Source organism: Pseudoclavibacter sp. Marseille-Q434 (assembly GCF_050315415.1).
Taxonomy (GTDB): Bacteria; Actinomycetota; Actinomycetes; order Actinomycetales; family Microbacteriaceae; genus Pseudoclavibacter.
In genome coordinates this window covers 583037-597670 of sequence record NZ_JBNPQH010000001.1, presented here as the reverse complement: position 1 = coordinate 597670, position 14634 = coordinate 583037, and the positions used below count along the sequence as shown (strand labels likewise).

Here is a 14634-nt window from a genome sequence, read left to right as displayed (position 1 = left end):
CTCCTCGGTTACGGGCGCTCATCGGTCACGGCAGCTGCGAGTCCCGCGTCTCTGGCAAGCAGATCGGTCACGGTCTCGGCACGGATCAGCGTGCGCGTCTCGCCGTCGCGAACCGCGACGACGGCCGGTCGGCCGATCATGTTGTAGTTGCTCGAGAGCGACCAGCAGTACGCGCCGGTCGCTGGCACGGCGACGAGGTCGCCGGGGGCGACATCGCTCGGGAGATAGTCTGCCAGAACGACGATGTCGCCGGATTCGCAGTGTTTTCCAACGACACGAACGAGCGCTGGCCCGGCAGCGGACGCCCGCGACGCGAGGCGGACGCTGTATTCGGCCTCGTAGAGCGCGGCCCTGACGTTGTCGCTCATGCCGCCGTCCACGGAGACGTAGAGGCGGTCGGCGCTGCCCCCGGCGTCGAGTGGGACGCGGACGTTCTTCGTCGTGCCCACCTCGTAGAGCGCCGTGCCGGCCGGCCCGATGATGGTGCGGCCCGGCTCGAACGCCATGTTCGGGACGGCGATGCCCAGCCGCGAGCAGGCGTCCGCCACGTGGGAGGCGATGTGGGCGGCCATCGTGCGGATGTCGGTCGGCGTCTCGCGCGGCAGGTAGGCGATGCCGTACCCGCCGCCGAGGTTCAGCTCGGGCACCGGCCCTCCGGCGAGCAGGCGCGCGTGCACGGCGACGAGGCGGTCCGCCGCCTCGCCGAACCCGTCCGCGTCGAAGATCTGCGAACCGATGTGCGAGTGCAACCCGAGGAACTCGAGCGAGTGGTGCTCCCGGATACGCGCGACGAACGCCTCCACCTCATCGAGCGGGATGCCGAACTTCTGGTCTTCGCGACTCGTGGCGAGGAACTCGTGCGTGGAGGCGTGCACCCCGGAGTTGACGCGGACGCGCACGGGCTGCCTGACCCCCGCGGCGGCAGCGGCCGCGGCGACGCGATCGAGCTCCTGGGTGCTGTCCAGCACGATCCCGCCGATCCCGGCGGCGACGGCGAGGCCGATCTCTCGGTTCGACTTGTTGTTCCCGTGGAAGCCGATCAGCGCGGGCGGCGCGCCGGCCGCCAGCGCCAGCGCCAGCTCCCCCTCGCTGCACACGTCGATCGCGCAGCCAGCCTCGAGCATCCACCTCACGACGTCGGCGCTCAGAAACGCCTTGCCCGCGTAGTAGACCTTGGCCGAGACCCCGAGTGGCGCGAAGGCGTCGGTGAAGGCCGCGACGGTCTCGCTTGCCCTCGCTCGCGCATCCGACTCGTCGACGATGTAGAGCGGGGTGCCGAACTGCTCTGCGAGCACGCGGACATCCGCACCCGCAATGGAGACCGCGCCGTCTTCGGCGCGGTTCGCATTCCTCGACCAGACGTGGGCGTCGAGCTCGTTCAGGTCACTCGGCACCTCGAGGGCAGCAGGGGCGAGCGGGTTCGCTCCGGTCAGGTGGACGGCTTGTGGTTCGCGGAGAGCTTCAGGCACCAGAGCATGCTATCGGCTGGCCTCTCGGCGGAACAGGCCGCCGGCGCCGACACGCAGGGCTACAGGCAGTCGGCCACCGCGGGGAGCTCGTCGAGCCTCGCACCATCGACCTGCCAGGAGAACGTGATCGCCTCGCTGGAGACACCCGCGTCGGTGACCGTCGCCTCGAGCCCCGAGTCCGCGCACGTCGGCACCTCGACCTTCTCGTCGGACCCGAAGGGAATGCTCGTCCCGAACAGCGTCATGCTGCTGTCGTTCGTCACGAAGAGCTTCCCGTCGGCGGTCTCGTACCCGAGCTCAGACTCGACCTTGACCTGGAACTCACCAGTTCCGCTCACGGCCTCGATGTTGATGACATCGTCGCCGTAGCTGATCGTCGTCTCGTAGGACTCGGTGTCGATCTCGCTCTCCTCGCCCTGGAGAGCGGTCGGAACGCCATCGAGAACGTCGGTCGCCACCGAGAGATCGACGGTCGTGGCGTCCACCTGACCCTCGAGCGATGCGTCGATGCCCCTGAGGTCGATGCCGACCGTGATCCCTTCATCGCCCACCGAGGTCAGGGTCGCGTGCTCGATCTTGCCGGTGAGCACCTGCGCGAGCACGCTGAAGCCGTCCACGGCGACGGTGTACTCCGTCGGAGCCGAAGCCTCCCCGTAGTTGTCGATGACGATCTTGCTCGCTTGCTCCTCGAGCGCGCTGGTCACGTTCGCCCGAGCCGCGAACTCGCCGATGACCAGGCCACCCGCGACCACCACGACCCCGACGGCGGTCCACAGCCACCACTGCGCGTACCAGGGCCGCGGCCTCTTGCCCTGCGGGGGCTGACCGCCTTGCCACGGGCCCGGCTGCTGACCGTTCGGGGGCGGACCGCCCGCGACCTGCTGGCCGTAGCCGCTCCCCTGCGGCTGGCCGAACGGACGCTGCTGAGGCTGGCCGTAGGCGGGACCATGGGGTTGCTGACCGTACCCAGGCTGCTGCTGCGGCTGCTGCTGGCCGTACCCTGGGCGCTGACCGAAGCCAGCCTGCTGAGGCTGCTGCCCGTATCCCTGCTGCTGGCCCTGGCCCGGCTGCGGTTGACCGAAGCCGGGCTGCTGGGCTTGCTGACCGTACCCCGGCTGCTGCTGACCCTGACCTGGCTGATGCCCGAAGCCCTGTCCGTTCGGCGGGATGCTCATCTCAGTTCTCCAGTTCCTCAGCGGCTGAGTCGGCGACGCGCTGAAGGCGAGCCGTCGAGCCCAGGGTGGCCTCGTCGGCACGGACCCCATCGTCTCAGCTCGAAACTAGTCGCGACAGGTGGAGAACTCCCCGGAATCCGGGATCTCGGCCGTGAGCGCGATGTTCCTCGCTTCGACACCGACCGTCAGCATCCCCTCGCCGATGCGCAACTCCGAAACGTGCAGACCCGCGGGCAGGTAGTCGGCGGTGCAGATGGGCACCGCGAACTCCTCGATGTCGGGAAGGGCCTGCGTGAGCGCCTGCCCGAACGCGCTGCCGGAGACCTCGACGTTCGTGGGGTCGATGACCACCTCGCCGTCAACGAGCCGCAGCTGCGCATCCACGGTGAGCACACCGGTGATGCCGAGGAAGGAGACCGTGGATGCGTACGACAGCTCATCTTCACCGAGCGTCAGCGATGCATCCGTTCCTGGCAGGGCCGCGACCCCTTCGAGCGTCGCCTCGGGAACGTCGAGGGTGCCCGTGAGCATCTCCGTCCGCATGCCGTCGAAGATGTGCACGCCGTAGGCGTCGACGCTCGCCGCCAGGTTCAGTCCGAACGCCGTCAGCTCATCCGCCGACACCGTGACGTGACTCGCCCGACCGGATGCGAGCTGCCAGAGCGTCGAGAAGCCGTGCACGCGGGCTTCGACATCACCCTCGACCCCGGGCGGGAGCGAGTCCTGCACGTGCTGCGCGATCCGGTCCTGCGCGACGAGGCGCACGCCGACATCGAGTCCGACGAGGAGCAGCAGGGCGCCGAGCGCCCAGAGCGCGGCCTTCACCCAGCGGCGCATCCCCCGTCTCCGCTGCGGCCTCGGGACCTGTCCGGGGCCGAGCGGCGGCTCGGCGGAGATGACCGGCGTCACGCGGAGCTCACATCCGCTCTGGCGCGGAGACCCCGAGCATCGTGAGCGCAGAGCGCAGGACCGTGCTCGTGGCGTCGTTCAGCCAGAGGCGCGTGCGGTGCAGGTCGGTGATCTCGTCGTCCCCCCGCGGAATGACGCGGCAGCTGTCGTACCACCGGTGGTAGAGCCCTGCGAGCTCCTCCGCGAAGCGCGCGACGCGGTGCGGCTCGCGCAGCTCGGCGGCCGCCGCCACGACGCGCGGGAAGTCCTGGAGCGCGCCGAGCAGCGCGGACTCGGACTCGTGGTCGAGGAGGGACGGCTCGAAGGCCGAGCGGTCGACGCCGGACTCAGCCGCGTTTCGCCCCACGGCGCACGTGCGGGCGTGCGCGTACTGCACGTAGTAGACGGGGTTGTCGTTCGTGCGCTGCGCGAGGACATCAAGGTCGATGTCGAGGGTCGAGTTGGCGGACGAGCGCACAAGCGCGTACCGACCCGCGTCCACGCCCACTGCGTCGACGAGGTCGTCGAGCGTGACGATCGTGCCAGCGCGCTTCGACATGCGAACCGGCTCGCCGTCCTTCACGAGGTTCACCATCTGGCCGATGAGGATCTGCAGGTTCACGCCGGGCTGGTCGCCGAAGGCCGCGACCATGGCCATCATGCGTGCGACGTACCCGTGGTGGTCGGCGCCGAGCATGATGATGCACTGGTCGAAGCCCCGCTCGCGCTTGTCGAGGTAGTAGCCGATGTCGCCGGCCATGTAGGTCGGGCTGCCGTTCGAGCGCACGACGACACGATCTTTGTCGTCGCCGTACTCCGTCGTGCGCAGCCACTGCGCGCCGTCCTGCTCGAAGATCTGACCCTGCTCGCGCAGACGCTCGATGGCGCGTCCCACGGCGCCGGACTCGTGCACCGAATCCTCATGGAAGAAGACGTCGAAGTCGACACCGAAGTCGTGGAGCTTCTGCTTGATCTCGCCGAACATCTGCTCGACGCCCTTCGAGCGGAAGACTTCCTGCTGCGCCTCCCGATCGAGCTCGGCGAGCCCGTCGCCGTAGGCCGCAGCCACCTGCCCCGCGATGTCGGAGATGTACGCGCCGCCGTAGCCGTCCTCCGGCGTGCCCTCGCCGAGGTAGGCGGCGAGCAGCGAGCGGGCGAAGCGGTCGATCTGCGCGCCGTGGTCGTTGAAGTAGTACTCGCGTGTCACGTCAGCGCCGGCAGCGATGAGCACGCGTGCCAGCGAGTCGCCGACCGCGGCCCAGCGGACGCCGCCCATGTGGATGGGGCCCGTCGGGTTGGCCGACACGAACTCCAGGTTGATCTTGACGTCGGCAAGCGAGTCGCCATTGCCGTAGGCCGCACCGGCGTCGACGATGACCTTCGCGAGCGAGCCAGCCGTGGCCGTGTCGAGCGTGATGTTGATGAAGCCGGGGCCGGCGACCTCGGCGCTCGCCACCTGCGCGTCGAGCACCAGCTGCTCGACGATGCTCGCGGCCAGCTCACGCGGGTTCGTGCCGACACGCTTCGCGAGCCGCATCGCGACGTTCGAGGCCCAGTCGCCGTGGTCGCGGTTCCGCGGACGCTCGAGCACGATGTCCGCTTCGGGGACCGTGATGCCTGCCGCGCCCTCGAGGGGTGCGAGCGCGGCGTTGACAGCGGTGGTGAGAGCCGTGACGAGAGCTGGAGAAGTCATAGACCACCCATCCTAGAGCCGAGACGGGCGCTCCGGCGGCGCGAAGGAGCGCCGGGGTCAGCCCAGCTGGACCCGCTCGGTCCAGTCCTCGAGGATGACCTCGCTCGACGTCGCGTTCACGTGGAGTTTCGAGAGGCGGAGATTCGCAATGGTGTTGCTGAGGAAGGCGGTGTCGGCGGCATCACGACCGCTCGCGATGCGCTGCATGAGGCGGCGCGGCGCCAGGTGCGTGGCATCCACGACATACCAGGCTCCGTCGACGAGCACCTCGACCACGGCGTGGAAGTCCATGGGCACCAGGCCGGGAGCGTAGACGGACACGAGCCGCGCCGGCAGGTCGTTGGCGCGCAGGAACGCGATGGTCAGGTGCGCGAAGTCACGGCAGACTCCCTGGCGCTTCAGGAACGTATCTCGCGCACCGTCGGTCGGCGCGCTGGAGCCTGGCACGTAGCTGATGTTCCTCGAGACCCAGTCGACGACCGCATCCACGAGCTCGAAACCCTGCTTGCCGCGGAACATCGAGCGGGCCGTGGGCCCGAGCAGGTCGGACTCCGCGTAGCGAGAGGGGCGGCGGAACTGGATGAGATCGAGCTCCTCCGGCTCGTTCGCCTGCGCGCGTCCGAGAACCGTCGCGCTGTAGCGCATCTCGATGTGCCTGGCTGAGGTCGTCACGCGGTGCAGCCGGCACTCGGAGCGGTCGATCGACTCGATGACCTCGAGCGGCTGTCCGTCACCCGTGATCGTGAACGTCTCGCTCTCGAGGCTCGCCAGCGTGTGGGCGGCTATCGAGAACACGAGGTCGGCTTCCCCGTCGAGTTCGAGGTCAATGGCAGATTCGATCTTTCGCATCACCAGCGGATTGTGTCACGCCGTCATGGCGTTCCAGCACAAGTGTGTGCGGCCTCGCAGGGTGGCGTCGGGATGCCCTCTGGCCCTGTTAGTATTGGCCCCGCGTTGCTGAATGCTCAGCTCCGCGCCCGCCTCCGTAGCTCAGTGGATAGAGCACCGGTTTCCGGTACCGAAGGTCGCAGGTTCGACTCCTGTCGGGGGCACATCTCGATGTCGCGAGGCATCACGCACGGCCCGGTTCTGCAGCGCAGAGCCGGGCCGTCTGCGCGTGGGCCGGGACCCATCGACCGTCGACATGGCACCGTTGACAGCCGTCGCGACGCAGGGCTACGGTCAGCAGTACCTCGACGAGGGGAGGCAAGGATGCCCACCTACACGTACCGATGCGACAGCTCGCATCGCTTCGACGAGGTTCACACGATGAGTTCCATACCGGATGCATCCACCTGCCCGGAGTGCGGAGGCGAGGCGCTGCGGCGTCCCGGCGCGCCGCATCTGTCCGCCGCGGGCTCTTCCGCGTACGGCCTCATCGATGCCTCCGCCAGGTCTGCGCACGAGCCCGCCGTCGTGAGCTCGCTCCCCGGCACTCCGCGCCGGGCCGGAACCGGCGTCACCCGCAATCCGCTCCACGCGAAGCTGCCACGACACTGACGTCGTGGGGCTCGCACCAACGAAAGGACCGCCCCATGCCAGACGTGCTGTTTCCCCTCGATTCCTCGAAGAAGTTCGAGGACCAGGAGAAGATCGGCCACAACCGGTGGCACCCGGAGATCCCACCGGTGGCCACTGTGAAACCAGGCGACGAGTTCCGAGTCGACTGCCGCGAGTGGTTCGACGGCGCGATCGTCAACGACGACTCGGCCGAAGACATCCTCAACGCACCGCTGCTCACGGTGCACAAGCTCAGCGGCCCGTTCCGCATCGAGGGAGCGAAGCCCGGCGACCTGCTCATCGTCGACATCCTCGACGTCGGTCCTATCCCGCAGGAGAAGGGCCCACTCGCGGGCCAGGGCTGGGGGTACACCGGGATCTTCGCGAAGCAGAACGGCGGCGGCTTCCTCACCGATCAGTTCCCGGACGCGTACAAGGCGATCTGGGATTTCAGCGGACAGACCGCAACTTCTCGCCACGTGCCCGGGGTGTCCTTCACCGGGCTCATCCACCCAGGGCTGATGGGCACGGCTCCGTCGGCGGAGCTGCTCGCGACCTGGAACGCCCGGGAAGGGAAGCTCATCGCGACCGACCCGAACCGTGTGCCGCCGCTCGCACTGCCGCCCGAGCCGCAGTTCGCGGTGCTCGGCTCGCTCCCCGACTCGGAGTTCGACCGCGTCGCGGGTGAGGCCGCCAGGACCGCGCCCCCGCGGGAGAACGGCGGCAACCAGGACATCAAGAACCTCTCGAAGGGCACCCGCATCTTCTACCCCGTCTTCGTGGACGGAGCGAACCTCTCGATGGGCGACCTGCACTTCTCCCAGGGCGACGGCGAGATCACCTTCTGCGGCGCCATCGAGATGGGCGGGTTCATGGATGTGCGGGTCGACGTCATCAAGGGCGGCATGGACACGTACGGGGTCTCGGAGAACGCGATCTTCATGCCAGGGAACGTGGAGCCGAACTACAGCGAGTGGATCGCGTTCAGCGGCACCTCCGTGACGCTCGACGGGGAGCAGCGCTACCTCGACTCCCACCTCTCCTACCAGCGAGCATGCCTGCACGCCATCGACTACCTCACGAAGTTCGGCTACGCCCCCGAGCAGGCCTACCTGCTGCTCGGATCGGCGCCGATCGAGGGCCGTCTGTCTGGCGTCGTGGACATCCCCAACTCCTGTTCCACGGTGTACCTGCCGACGGCGATCTTCGACTTCGACGTTCGGCCCTCCGCACGCGGGCCGCATCAGATCGACCCGGGCATGGGGGCGCCGAGGGCCGTCGCCTCCTGAGAGGACCCGCCGTCATCTGGGGCCGCGGGTGGGCGCATGTGGCGCGCCTGCCCGCTGGCCTCTACAATCTCGTGTGCCTTCAGAGACCCCAGACGAGACGCCCACGGCGGCGCCCGACGATGCGACCATCGCGAGCAGCGCTCCGGAGCGCATCGGCGAAGCCGACCTCGCGACGACCCTGCGGGTGCTCGAGCAGCTGTCCGCGTACGACCGTGAGGACCCGGACTTCATCGCCGTGCGACGCGCGACGGCCCAGTTCTTCAAGGACGTGAAGCGGGTGGGACGCGCCGCGAAGCGGCAGCGCATCGCGGACGCCGACAAGGCGGTCGTCGCGGCGACCGCGACCGGCGCGCCCGATCGCATCGACGACGAGACCCGCGGCATCCCGATCTCCACCTCGACGACGACCCCGAGCGCGGGCGAGCTCCTCAAGCCACGCGCCTGCTACATCTGCAAGCAGCCCTACACGGTCGTCGATGCGTTCTACCACCAGCTCTGCCCCGACTGCGCGGCGTTCAGCCACTCGAAGCGGGATGCACGAGCCGACCTCACGGGGAAGCGCGCGCTGCTCACGGGCGGTCGCGCGAAGATCGGCATGTACATCGCGCTGCGTCTCCTGCGCGATGGTGCCCACACGACGATCACGACGCGCTTCCCGCGCGACGCCGTGCGCCGCTTCTCGGCGCTGCCGGACTCCGCCGAATGGATCGACCGGCTGAAGATCGTCGGCATCGATCTCCGCGACCCGGCTCAGGTCATGGGTCTCGCAGATTCGGTCACCGCTGCCGGGCCGCTCGACATCCTCATCAACAACGCGGCGCAGACCGTGCGTCGCTCCCCCGGCGCCTACGCGCCGCTCGTGGAGGCTGAGCTGGCGCCGCTGCCGGACGGCCCGCTCCCGGAGCTCGTGACGTTCGGGCACACCAACGACGCGCATCCGCTCGCCCTCGCGGAGTCGGTTGCGGCGCACCCGATTCTCTCGTCGGCTGCCGGTCGAACCGCGGAGGAGCTCAGCGCCGACGCGATGGCCGCGGGCTCTTCGTCGCTCGAACGCCTCGCCGCTGGCACCGCGATCGACGCCGGCGGACTCGTGCCGGACGAGCTGCACATCAACTCCTGGACCCAGCACGTCGACCAGGTCGAGCCCATCGAGATGCTCGAAGTGCAGCTCGCCAACATGACCGCCCCGTTCCTGCTGGTCAGCAAGCTGCGTGGCGCCCTCAAGGCATCGTCGGCTCGACGCACCTACATCGTCAACGTCTCCGCGATGGAGGGCGTGTTCGGTCGTGGCTACAAGGGCCCAGGTCACCCCCACACGAACATGGCGAAAGCCGCACTGAACATGCTCACGCGCACAAGCGCGAGGGAGATGTTCGAGAGCGATCGCATCCTCATGACCGCCGTCGACACCGGCTGGATCACCGACGAGCGGCCGCACTTCACCAAGGTCCGGCTCGCCGAGGAGGGCTTCCACGCTCCGCTCGATCTCGTCGACGGAGCCGCGCGCGTCTACGACCCGATCGTTCGAGGCGAGACCGGCGAGGACCTCTTCGGCGTCTTCCTGAAGGACTACAAGCCGGGCTCCTGGTAGCAGGCGGGCTGGCGTCCACCCGCCACCCCGCCAGCACGGCCGACCACCGGACCTGCCCGCCGAGCCAGACGGACGGTGTCCCGACTAGAAGATCTGGCCACCCGACTAGAAGATCTGGCCAACCGGCTCGCGCTTCTCGCTCTGGAAGGCGTCCTCGGTCCGGCCCGCCGCCCAGTAGCCGGACAGGGAGAGCTGCGATCGATCGATGCCTCGCGCGGAGAAGTTCTTCCGCAGCCGCTTCATCTGCTCGCGCTCGCCGTGTGCGAACACCTGGACCCTCCCGTCCGGGAGTTCGAGTTCTTCGACCGCGGCTGCGAGCAGCTGACGGTCGAAACCGCCGTGCTCGCCCCGGTGGATCCAGGTGACGGTGACCCCCGTCGGCGCTTCGAGCTGGATGTGGTCCTCGTCCCCGCCAACCTCGACGAGCACTGCGCCCTTGGCGTCGTCCGGCATCGCCTCGAGCGTGCGGGCGATGGCCGGGAGGGCGGATTCGTCACCGCAGATGAGGTGCCAGTCGCTCTCGGGCAGCGGGGAGTAGGCCCCGTGCGGGGTACTTGCGACGATGACGTCGCCCGGATTGGCGTCTCGGGCCCAGGGTCCGGCCACCCCAGCGTCGCCGTGCACGACGAAGTCGACCGAGACGGTTCCGCTCGCACGGTCGATGCCGCGGACCGTGTAGGTGCGACGGACCGGCACCCGGTCGATCGGGAGCGTGGCCCGGAGCTCCTGCAGGTCGAAGGGGAGCTCGAGCTCGCCGATGCCTGCCCCGAAGTGCAGCTTCAGGTAGGTGTCGGCGTGCTCGAGATCGAAGTCGTCGAGGTCCGCGCCGGAGAAATGGACGCGGACGAGCGAACGGCTGAGGCGCTCGGTCCGCACCACCGTCAGACGGACGGTGGGTCCGCGCTTGCGTGGCTTCTGGACGACGGCTTCGGTCACGTGGGGGCTCCTGACGATGGGGGCATGAGTTAGGACAGCCTAACAACCCTCGCCGGGAACGGGTGATGGAACCGGGTTCACGACCCCTGGGCGTCGGTGGCGTCCTCCGAGCGCTTGTAGCGCGCGATCGCATCGGCGAGCTCCTCCAGGAATACGTCGACCTCCTGCGCCGAGTATCCGCGCTCATAGACGCGCGAGGTGAACTTCACCGCCTCGACTTCATGGGCTCCCGCGATCTGGGCTTCCTCCGGGTGGCCGCTCTCGAACGCCTCCAGCGTCGCCGCTGCCTGGTCGAGAAACTGGTCGACCTCCTGCACGTCGTAGCAGCCGTCGAACTTCAGCGCGTTGAACCGCTTGGTGCGTACGTCTTCACTTCGCACGTTGGACCTCCTGTGTCTCATGTGAAAACCGGACAAGGTGCGCTTGTCCGGTGCACGACAATTCTACGGAACTCCATGCGGAATCACACATCGACGCCCGATCGTCACCAAGTGCTCACGTTGGCCACCACCACGATGCCCGACGTTCCCCATGTGTTCACCGGCACGGCGACGACGCGCACAACAATCACGTTCTTCACGGCTTGGTCCCGCTAGCGTTACGAGCGAGGCCGCTGACCGGCCAGAAAGGGGTCTCCGTGCGTCGTGCGCTCTCTCTGCTCGGCATCGCTGCCGTTGCACTCCTCGGGACGAGTGCACCAGCATCCGCCGAGGTCTCTCCGATCACTTCCGCTGCCATCGCGCCAGCGACGAGCCCAGGGGCCCCCGACGGGCACATCTTCGACCCCGACGGGGTCGTCACGGGTGAGACCGCCGACATCGAGCAGGCGATCTCCGCACTCGAGGCAGACACCGACTTCACCATGTACTTCGCGATCGTCGATCGATTCTCGAACCCGAGTGAGGGGTTCGACTGGGCGAGCGAGTTCGCGTCCGTCAACGACCTCGGCTCTGAGGCGGTCATCCTCTATGTCGGCGTCGATCAGCTCGACTTCGGGCTCAACACCGACAGCACCTTCCCTCTCGGAGACGGGGCGCTCCGCGACATCGAGACGCAGTCCATCGCACCCAACCTCGATGCTGGCGACTACGGCCAAGCCGCCGTCTCTGCCGCCGACTCCCTCCGCCAGGAGCTGACAGGGGCAGGAAGTGGGTCGGCCGGAGCCGCCCCGAGCATCGATGCGGGGCCGATCTTCCTCTTCGCGGGCGGATTCATCGTCGTCGTGGCCCTCATCATCCTGGTCGTCGTCCTGATGGCCCGGCGCAAGAAGAAGCAGGGACAGCGGGCAACCCAGGCTCAGCGCACGGCGCAGCTCGAGCAGCTGGCGCAGCGCGCAGCAGGCGAGCTCGTCAGGGTCGACAACCTCGTGACCGCCGCCGACCAGGAAGTGAGCTTCGCCGAGGCGCAGTTCGGTCAGGAGCCGGTCGCCGAGTACCGGGCGGCCGTGGCGGATGCGCGCGAGCAGCTGCGACGAGCGTTCGACGTTCAGGGGCAGTACCTCGACGCGACCCCGGAGCCGGAGCCCGCCAAGATTCAGATGAACGAGGCCATCCTGGGTTTCGCGAACCAGGCCGAGCAGCGCGTCGCCGAGCAGGCCGCGCGCTTCGAGAAGCTGCGGGACATGGAACGCAACGCGCCGGAACTGCTCAGGCAGGTGCGCGGCGAGCTCGACCGGCTGGAAGGCCAGATGCAGGGTGCCGAGTCGCAGCTGACAGCCTTGCGTGCCCGGTATAGCGCACAGGCGCTCTCGACCGTCGACGATTCCACGCAGCACGCGAGGGAGCTGCTCGCGTTGGCGCGCACGGAGACGGAGAACGCGGACGGCGGTCTTCGTGAGGGCCGGACCGGGCCCGCGGCCGTCGACATCAGTGACGCGCAGCTCGCGCTCGCACGGGTGAGCTCGGTGCTCGGCTCGATCGGCGCCGCAGCGAGCGACCTGGAGAACGCGGAGCAGCTCATCCGCCAGAGATCGGGGAGCTGGAGTCCGGGCTCGCGCGCAGCTCCCAGCTCGTCCAGCAGGCGTCGCTGCAGCCCGACGTCGCCGCTGCGGCGGCGGCAGCTCAGACTGCGGCCCACGAGGCCATCGGCCGTGCCCGCTCCGGCGGGACGGCAGCGGCCGATCCCCTCCGGACCCTCGGCGCTCTCCGCGAGGCCGACGAGGCGCTCGACACCGCCATCGCATCGCTGCTGCAGGAGCATGAGCGCCTCGCCGGTCTGCGTCGCCAGCTCGACGTCGCGCTGGCACAAGCCCGCTCCGCGGTCACGGGCGGGCTCCAGTTCATCGACGGACGACGAGGGGCCGTCGAGAGCGAACCCCGCGCGCGCATCCAGCAGGCCGAGACCGAGCTCCGAACGGCGGAGCAGCTCGCCGCGACGCAGCCCGAAGAGGCGATGCAACGAGCCAAGAGCGCGATCAGCCTCGCCGAACGGGCGACCGAGCAGGCCAGGAGCCAGGTGCAGATGCAGCGCAGCGGCTACGAGCAGAGCTGGGGCATGTCGTCTGGCGTCAACTCGAACAGCAACTTCAACTCGGGGCTCCTGGGCGGAATCCTCGGCGGCCTCATCAGCAACAGCGGCTCCTCGAGTCGCAGCTCTTGGGGAGGCGGAAGCTCCTGGGGAGGCGGCTCGAGCCGCCGCTCAGGCGGCTCCTCCGGGTTCAGGTCGTCCGGGGGCTTCCGCTCCTCAGGCGGCGGCTTCCGCTCCTCGGGCGGCGGCCGACGGCGCTGACGCCGCTCCCGGGAGCACACAGCCCGCAACACACCACTTCACAGCACTGCCATCCACCAGGAACCGACCAGCAAGAAGGAAGCACTCGATGTCCAACAAGCAGTCCATCTTCGGACGAATCAGCCAGCTCGTCCGCGCGAACATCAACTCGCTCATCGACAACGCGGAAGACCCGCAGCTCATGATCGACCAGCTCATCCGCGACTTCACCGCGAACATCAAGGAAGCCGAGTCGGCCATCGCGCAGACCATCGGCCAGCTGCGCATGCTGGAGGATGACTACCGCGAGGACGTGCAGGCTGCGTCGGAGTGGGGCAACAAGGCGCTCGCCGCGAGCCGAAAGGCCGACGAGCTCCGAGCCGCGAACGATGAGGTCGACGCGCAGAAGTTCGACAACCTCGCCAAGGTCGCGCTCTCGCGCCAGATCGAGTCCGAGACCGAGGCGCGCACTGCCGAACCGCAGATCCGCGCCCAGACGCAGGTCGTCGACCAGCTGAAGGGCGGCCTCGAGGGGATGCGCGAGAAGCTGCGTCAGCTCGGCGCCAAGCGCGATCAGCTCGCCGCTCGCGCCAAGACGGCCGAGGCGCAGCAGAAGGTCAACGAAGCCCTCGGCAGCATCAACGTCATGGACCCGACCAGCGACCTCGGCCGCTTCGAGGAGAAGGTGCGCCGCCAGGAGGCGCTCGTCCGCGGCCAGCAGGAGCTGCAGACCTCCAGCCTCGACTCGCAGTTCAACCAGCTCGAGGACCTCGGCAAGCTGACCGAGGTCGAGGCTCGCCTCGCCGCGCTCAAGCAGGGGCAGCGCTCCCCCGCCGCCATCGACGCCCCGGAGCAGAGCTTCTAGACCTCGAAACCGGCAGTGTTCGCCGCTGAGACCCGTCGCACACGGTCGGGTCTCAGCGGCGTCCTTCTCCCCCAGCCTTTCCGCGGCACCACAATCAGCGTACGAAGGTCGTCACCATGAACCCCCTCAAGAGCCTGTTCCTCGACTCGCCGATCTCGCGACTCGGCTACCACGCAGCGACCGCCGTCGGTCTCGTCGTCGGAGTCCCGCTCTCGACGGGCCGCGTGGAAGTGCACGACGGGCTCATCGTCTGTCGCGGCCTCCCGAAGTGGGCCTTCCGCCGAGGAGGGACCTGTGTCGGCCGTGTCTATCTGACGCGCGACGTCGTCGGCGAGCGGGTGTTCCGTCACGAACGCGTGCACGTCGAGCAGTGGAAGCGCTACGGCTTCCTGTTCCCGCCCCTCTACTGGCTAGCGGGTTTCGACCCGCTCAAGAACCGCTTCGAGATCGAAGCCGGCCTGGAAGACGGCAACTACCTGCCGCCACGCCGGCGTCCAGCCCCGCGCGGCTGACCGGACGCGA

At 68.6% G+C, this 14634-nt stretch carries 12 protein-coding genes, 1 tRNA gene and 1 pseudogene; 7 read left to right on the top strand and 7 right to left on the bottom strand.

Annotated elements, in window-relative coordinates; translation table 11 throughout:
- Positions 1 to 8: 8 nt before the first annotated feature.
- The 5 genes from lysA to ACQFZP_RS02835 all read right to left on the bottom strand — a co-directional run bounded on the left by lysA (position 9) and on the right by ACQFZP_RS02835 (position 6074).
- Positions 9 to 1469 (bottom strand): diaminopimelate decarboxylase, encoded by a 1461-nt coding sequence (gene lysA, locus ACQFZP_RS02855; RefSeq protein ID WP_307852727.1) that lies wholly within the window; start codon positions 1467 to 1469, stop codon positions 9 to 11.
- A gap of 59 nt (positions 1470 to 1528) precedes the next feature.
- On the bottom strand, positions 1529 to 2644 hold the full coding sequence (locus ACQFZP_RS02850) for a hypothetical protein (RefSeq protein ID WP_211890257.1): 1116 nt from the start codon (positions 2642 to 2644) through the stop codon (positions 1529 to 1531).
- A gap of 105 nt (positions 2645 to 2749) precedes the next feature.
- Positions 2750 to 3553: an LmeA family phospholipid-binding protein gene (locus ACQFZP_RS02845; protein WP_211890256.1), complete on the bottom strand. Its 804-nt coding sequence runs from the start codon at positions 3551 to 3553 to the stop codon at positions 2750 to 2752.
- Between the two features lie 7 nt (positions 3554 to 3560).
- A complete protein-coding gene (gene argS, locus ACQFZP_RS02840; protein WP_104312158.1) occupies positions 3561 to 5225 on the bottom strand; it encodes an arginine--tRNA ligase in 1665 nt (554 codons plus the stop codon).
- 57 nt (positions 5226 to 5282) lie between these two features.
- The gene (locus ACQFZP_RS02835; protein ID WP_179556534.1) at positions 5283 to 6074 is read right to left on the bottom strand and encodes a transglutaminase-like domain-containing protein; all 792 of its coding nucleotides are present in this window, start codon (positions 6072 to 6074) and stop codon (positions 5283 to 5285) included.
- Positions 6075 to 6204: 130 nt separating this feature from the next.
- Here ACQFZP_RS02835 and ACQFZP_RS02830 point away from each other — a divergent pair.
- From ACQFZP_RS02830 to ACQFZP_RS02815, 4 genes are all read left to right on the top strand, one after another.
- Positions 6205 to 6277 (top strand) — tRNA-Arg (locus tag ACQFZP_RS02830).
- Positions 6278 to 6437: 160 nt separating this feature from the next.
- A complete protein-coding gene (locus tag ACQFZP_RS02825; protein ID WP_211890255.1) occupies positions 6438 to 6725 on the top strand; it encodes an FmdB family zinc ribbon protein in 288 nt (95 codons plus the stop codon).
- A gap of 35 nt (positions 6726 to 6760) precedes the next feature.
- Positions 6761 to 8014: a formamidase gene (gene fmdA, locus ACQFZP_RS02820; protein WP_179556532.1), complete on the top strand. Its 1254-nt coding sequence runs from the start codon at positions 6761 to 6763 to the stop codon at positions 8012 to 8014.
- 73 nt (positions 8015 to 8087) lie between these two features.
- Positions 8088 to 9605 (top strand): SDR family NAD(P)-dependent oxidoreductase, encoded by a 1518-nt coding sequence (locus tag ACQFZP_RS02815; protein ID WP_374100739.1) that lies wholly within the window; start codon positions 8088 to 8090, stop codon positions 9603 to 9605.
- Positions 9606 to 9710: 105 nt separating this feature from the next.
- Here the strand turns inward: ACQFZP_RS02815 and ACQFZP_RS02810 are convergent, their stop codons facing one another.
- Together ACQFZP_RS02810 and ACQFZP_RS02805 are read right to left on the bottom strand one after the other, a co-directional pair.
- Positions 9711 to 10541: a siderophore-interacting protein gene (locus ACQFZP_RS02810; RefSeq protein ID WP_211890254.1), complete on the bottom strand. Its 831-nt coding sequence runs from the start codon at positions 10539 to 10541 to the stop codon at positions 9711 to 9713.
- A 77-nt stretch (positions 10542 to 10618) separates the two neighbouring features.
- Positions 10619 to 10921, bottom strand: a complete 303-nt coding sequence (locus tag ACQFZP_RS02805; RefSeq protein ID WP_211890253.1) for a DivIVA domain-containing protein — start codon at positions 10919 to 10921, stop codon at positions 10619 to 10621.
- A gap of 50 nt (positions 10922 to 10971) precedes the next feature.
- On the opposite strand from ACQFZP_RS02805, the pseudogene ACQFZP_RS02800 reads away from it, so the two are divergent.
- From ACQFZP_RS02800 to ACQFZP_RS02790, 3 genes and pseudogenes are all read left to right on the top strand, one after another.
- Positions 10972 to 11658, top strand: a pseudogene (locus ACQFZP_RS02800) (TPM domain-containing protein); the annotation flags it as partial.
- Positions 11659 to 13356: 1698 nt separating this feature from the next.
- Entirely contained in the window at positions 13357 to 14112 is a 756-nt protein-coding gene (locus ACQFZP_RS02795) for a PspA/IM30 family protein (protein WP_104312165.1), read from the top strand.
- A gap of 116 nt (positions 14113 to 14228) precedes the next feature.
- Entirely contained in the window at positions 14229 to 14624 is a 396-nt protein-coding gene (locus ACQFZP_RS02790; protein WP_104312166.1) for a Fe-S oxidoreductase, read from the top strand.
- Positions 14625 to 14634 lie beyond the last annotated feature (10 nt).

Excerpts from the sequence above, each read along its gene's own strand:
- ACQFZP_RS02835 (WP_179556534.1), bottom strand. The coding sequence starts at position 6,074 with ATGCGAAAGATCGAATCTGCCATTGACCTCGAACTCGACGGGGAAGCC.
- ACQFZP_RS02795 (WP_104312165.1), top strand. The coding sequence starts at position 13,357 with ATGTCCAACAAGCAGTCCATCTTCGGACGAATCAGCCAGCTCGTCCGC.
- ACQFZP_RS02850 (WP_211890257.1), bottom strand. The coding sequence starts at position 2,644 with ATGAGCATCCCGCCGAACGGACAGGGCTTCGGGCATCAGCCAGGTCAG.
- ACQFZP_RS02790 (WP_104312166.1), top strand. The coding sequence starts at position 14,229 with ATGAACCCCCTCAAGAGCCTGTTCCTCGACTCGCCGATCTCGCGACTC.
- argS (WP_104312158.1), bottom strand. The coding sequence starts at position 5,225 with ATGACTTCTCCAGCTCTCGTCACGGCTCTCACCACCGCTGTCAACGCC.
- fmdA (WP_179556532.1), top strand. The coding sequence starts at position 6,761 with ATGCCAGACGTGCTGTTTCCCCTCGATTCCTCGAAGAAGTTCGAGGAC.
- ACQFZP_RS02825 (WP_211890255.1), top strand. The coding sequence starts at position 6,438 with ATGCCCACCTACACGTACCGATGCGACAGCTCGCATCGCTTCGACGAG.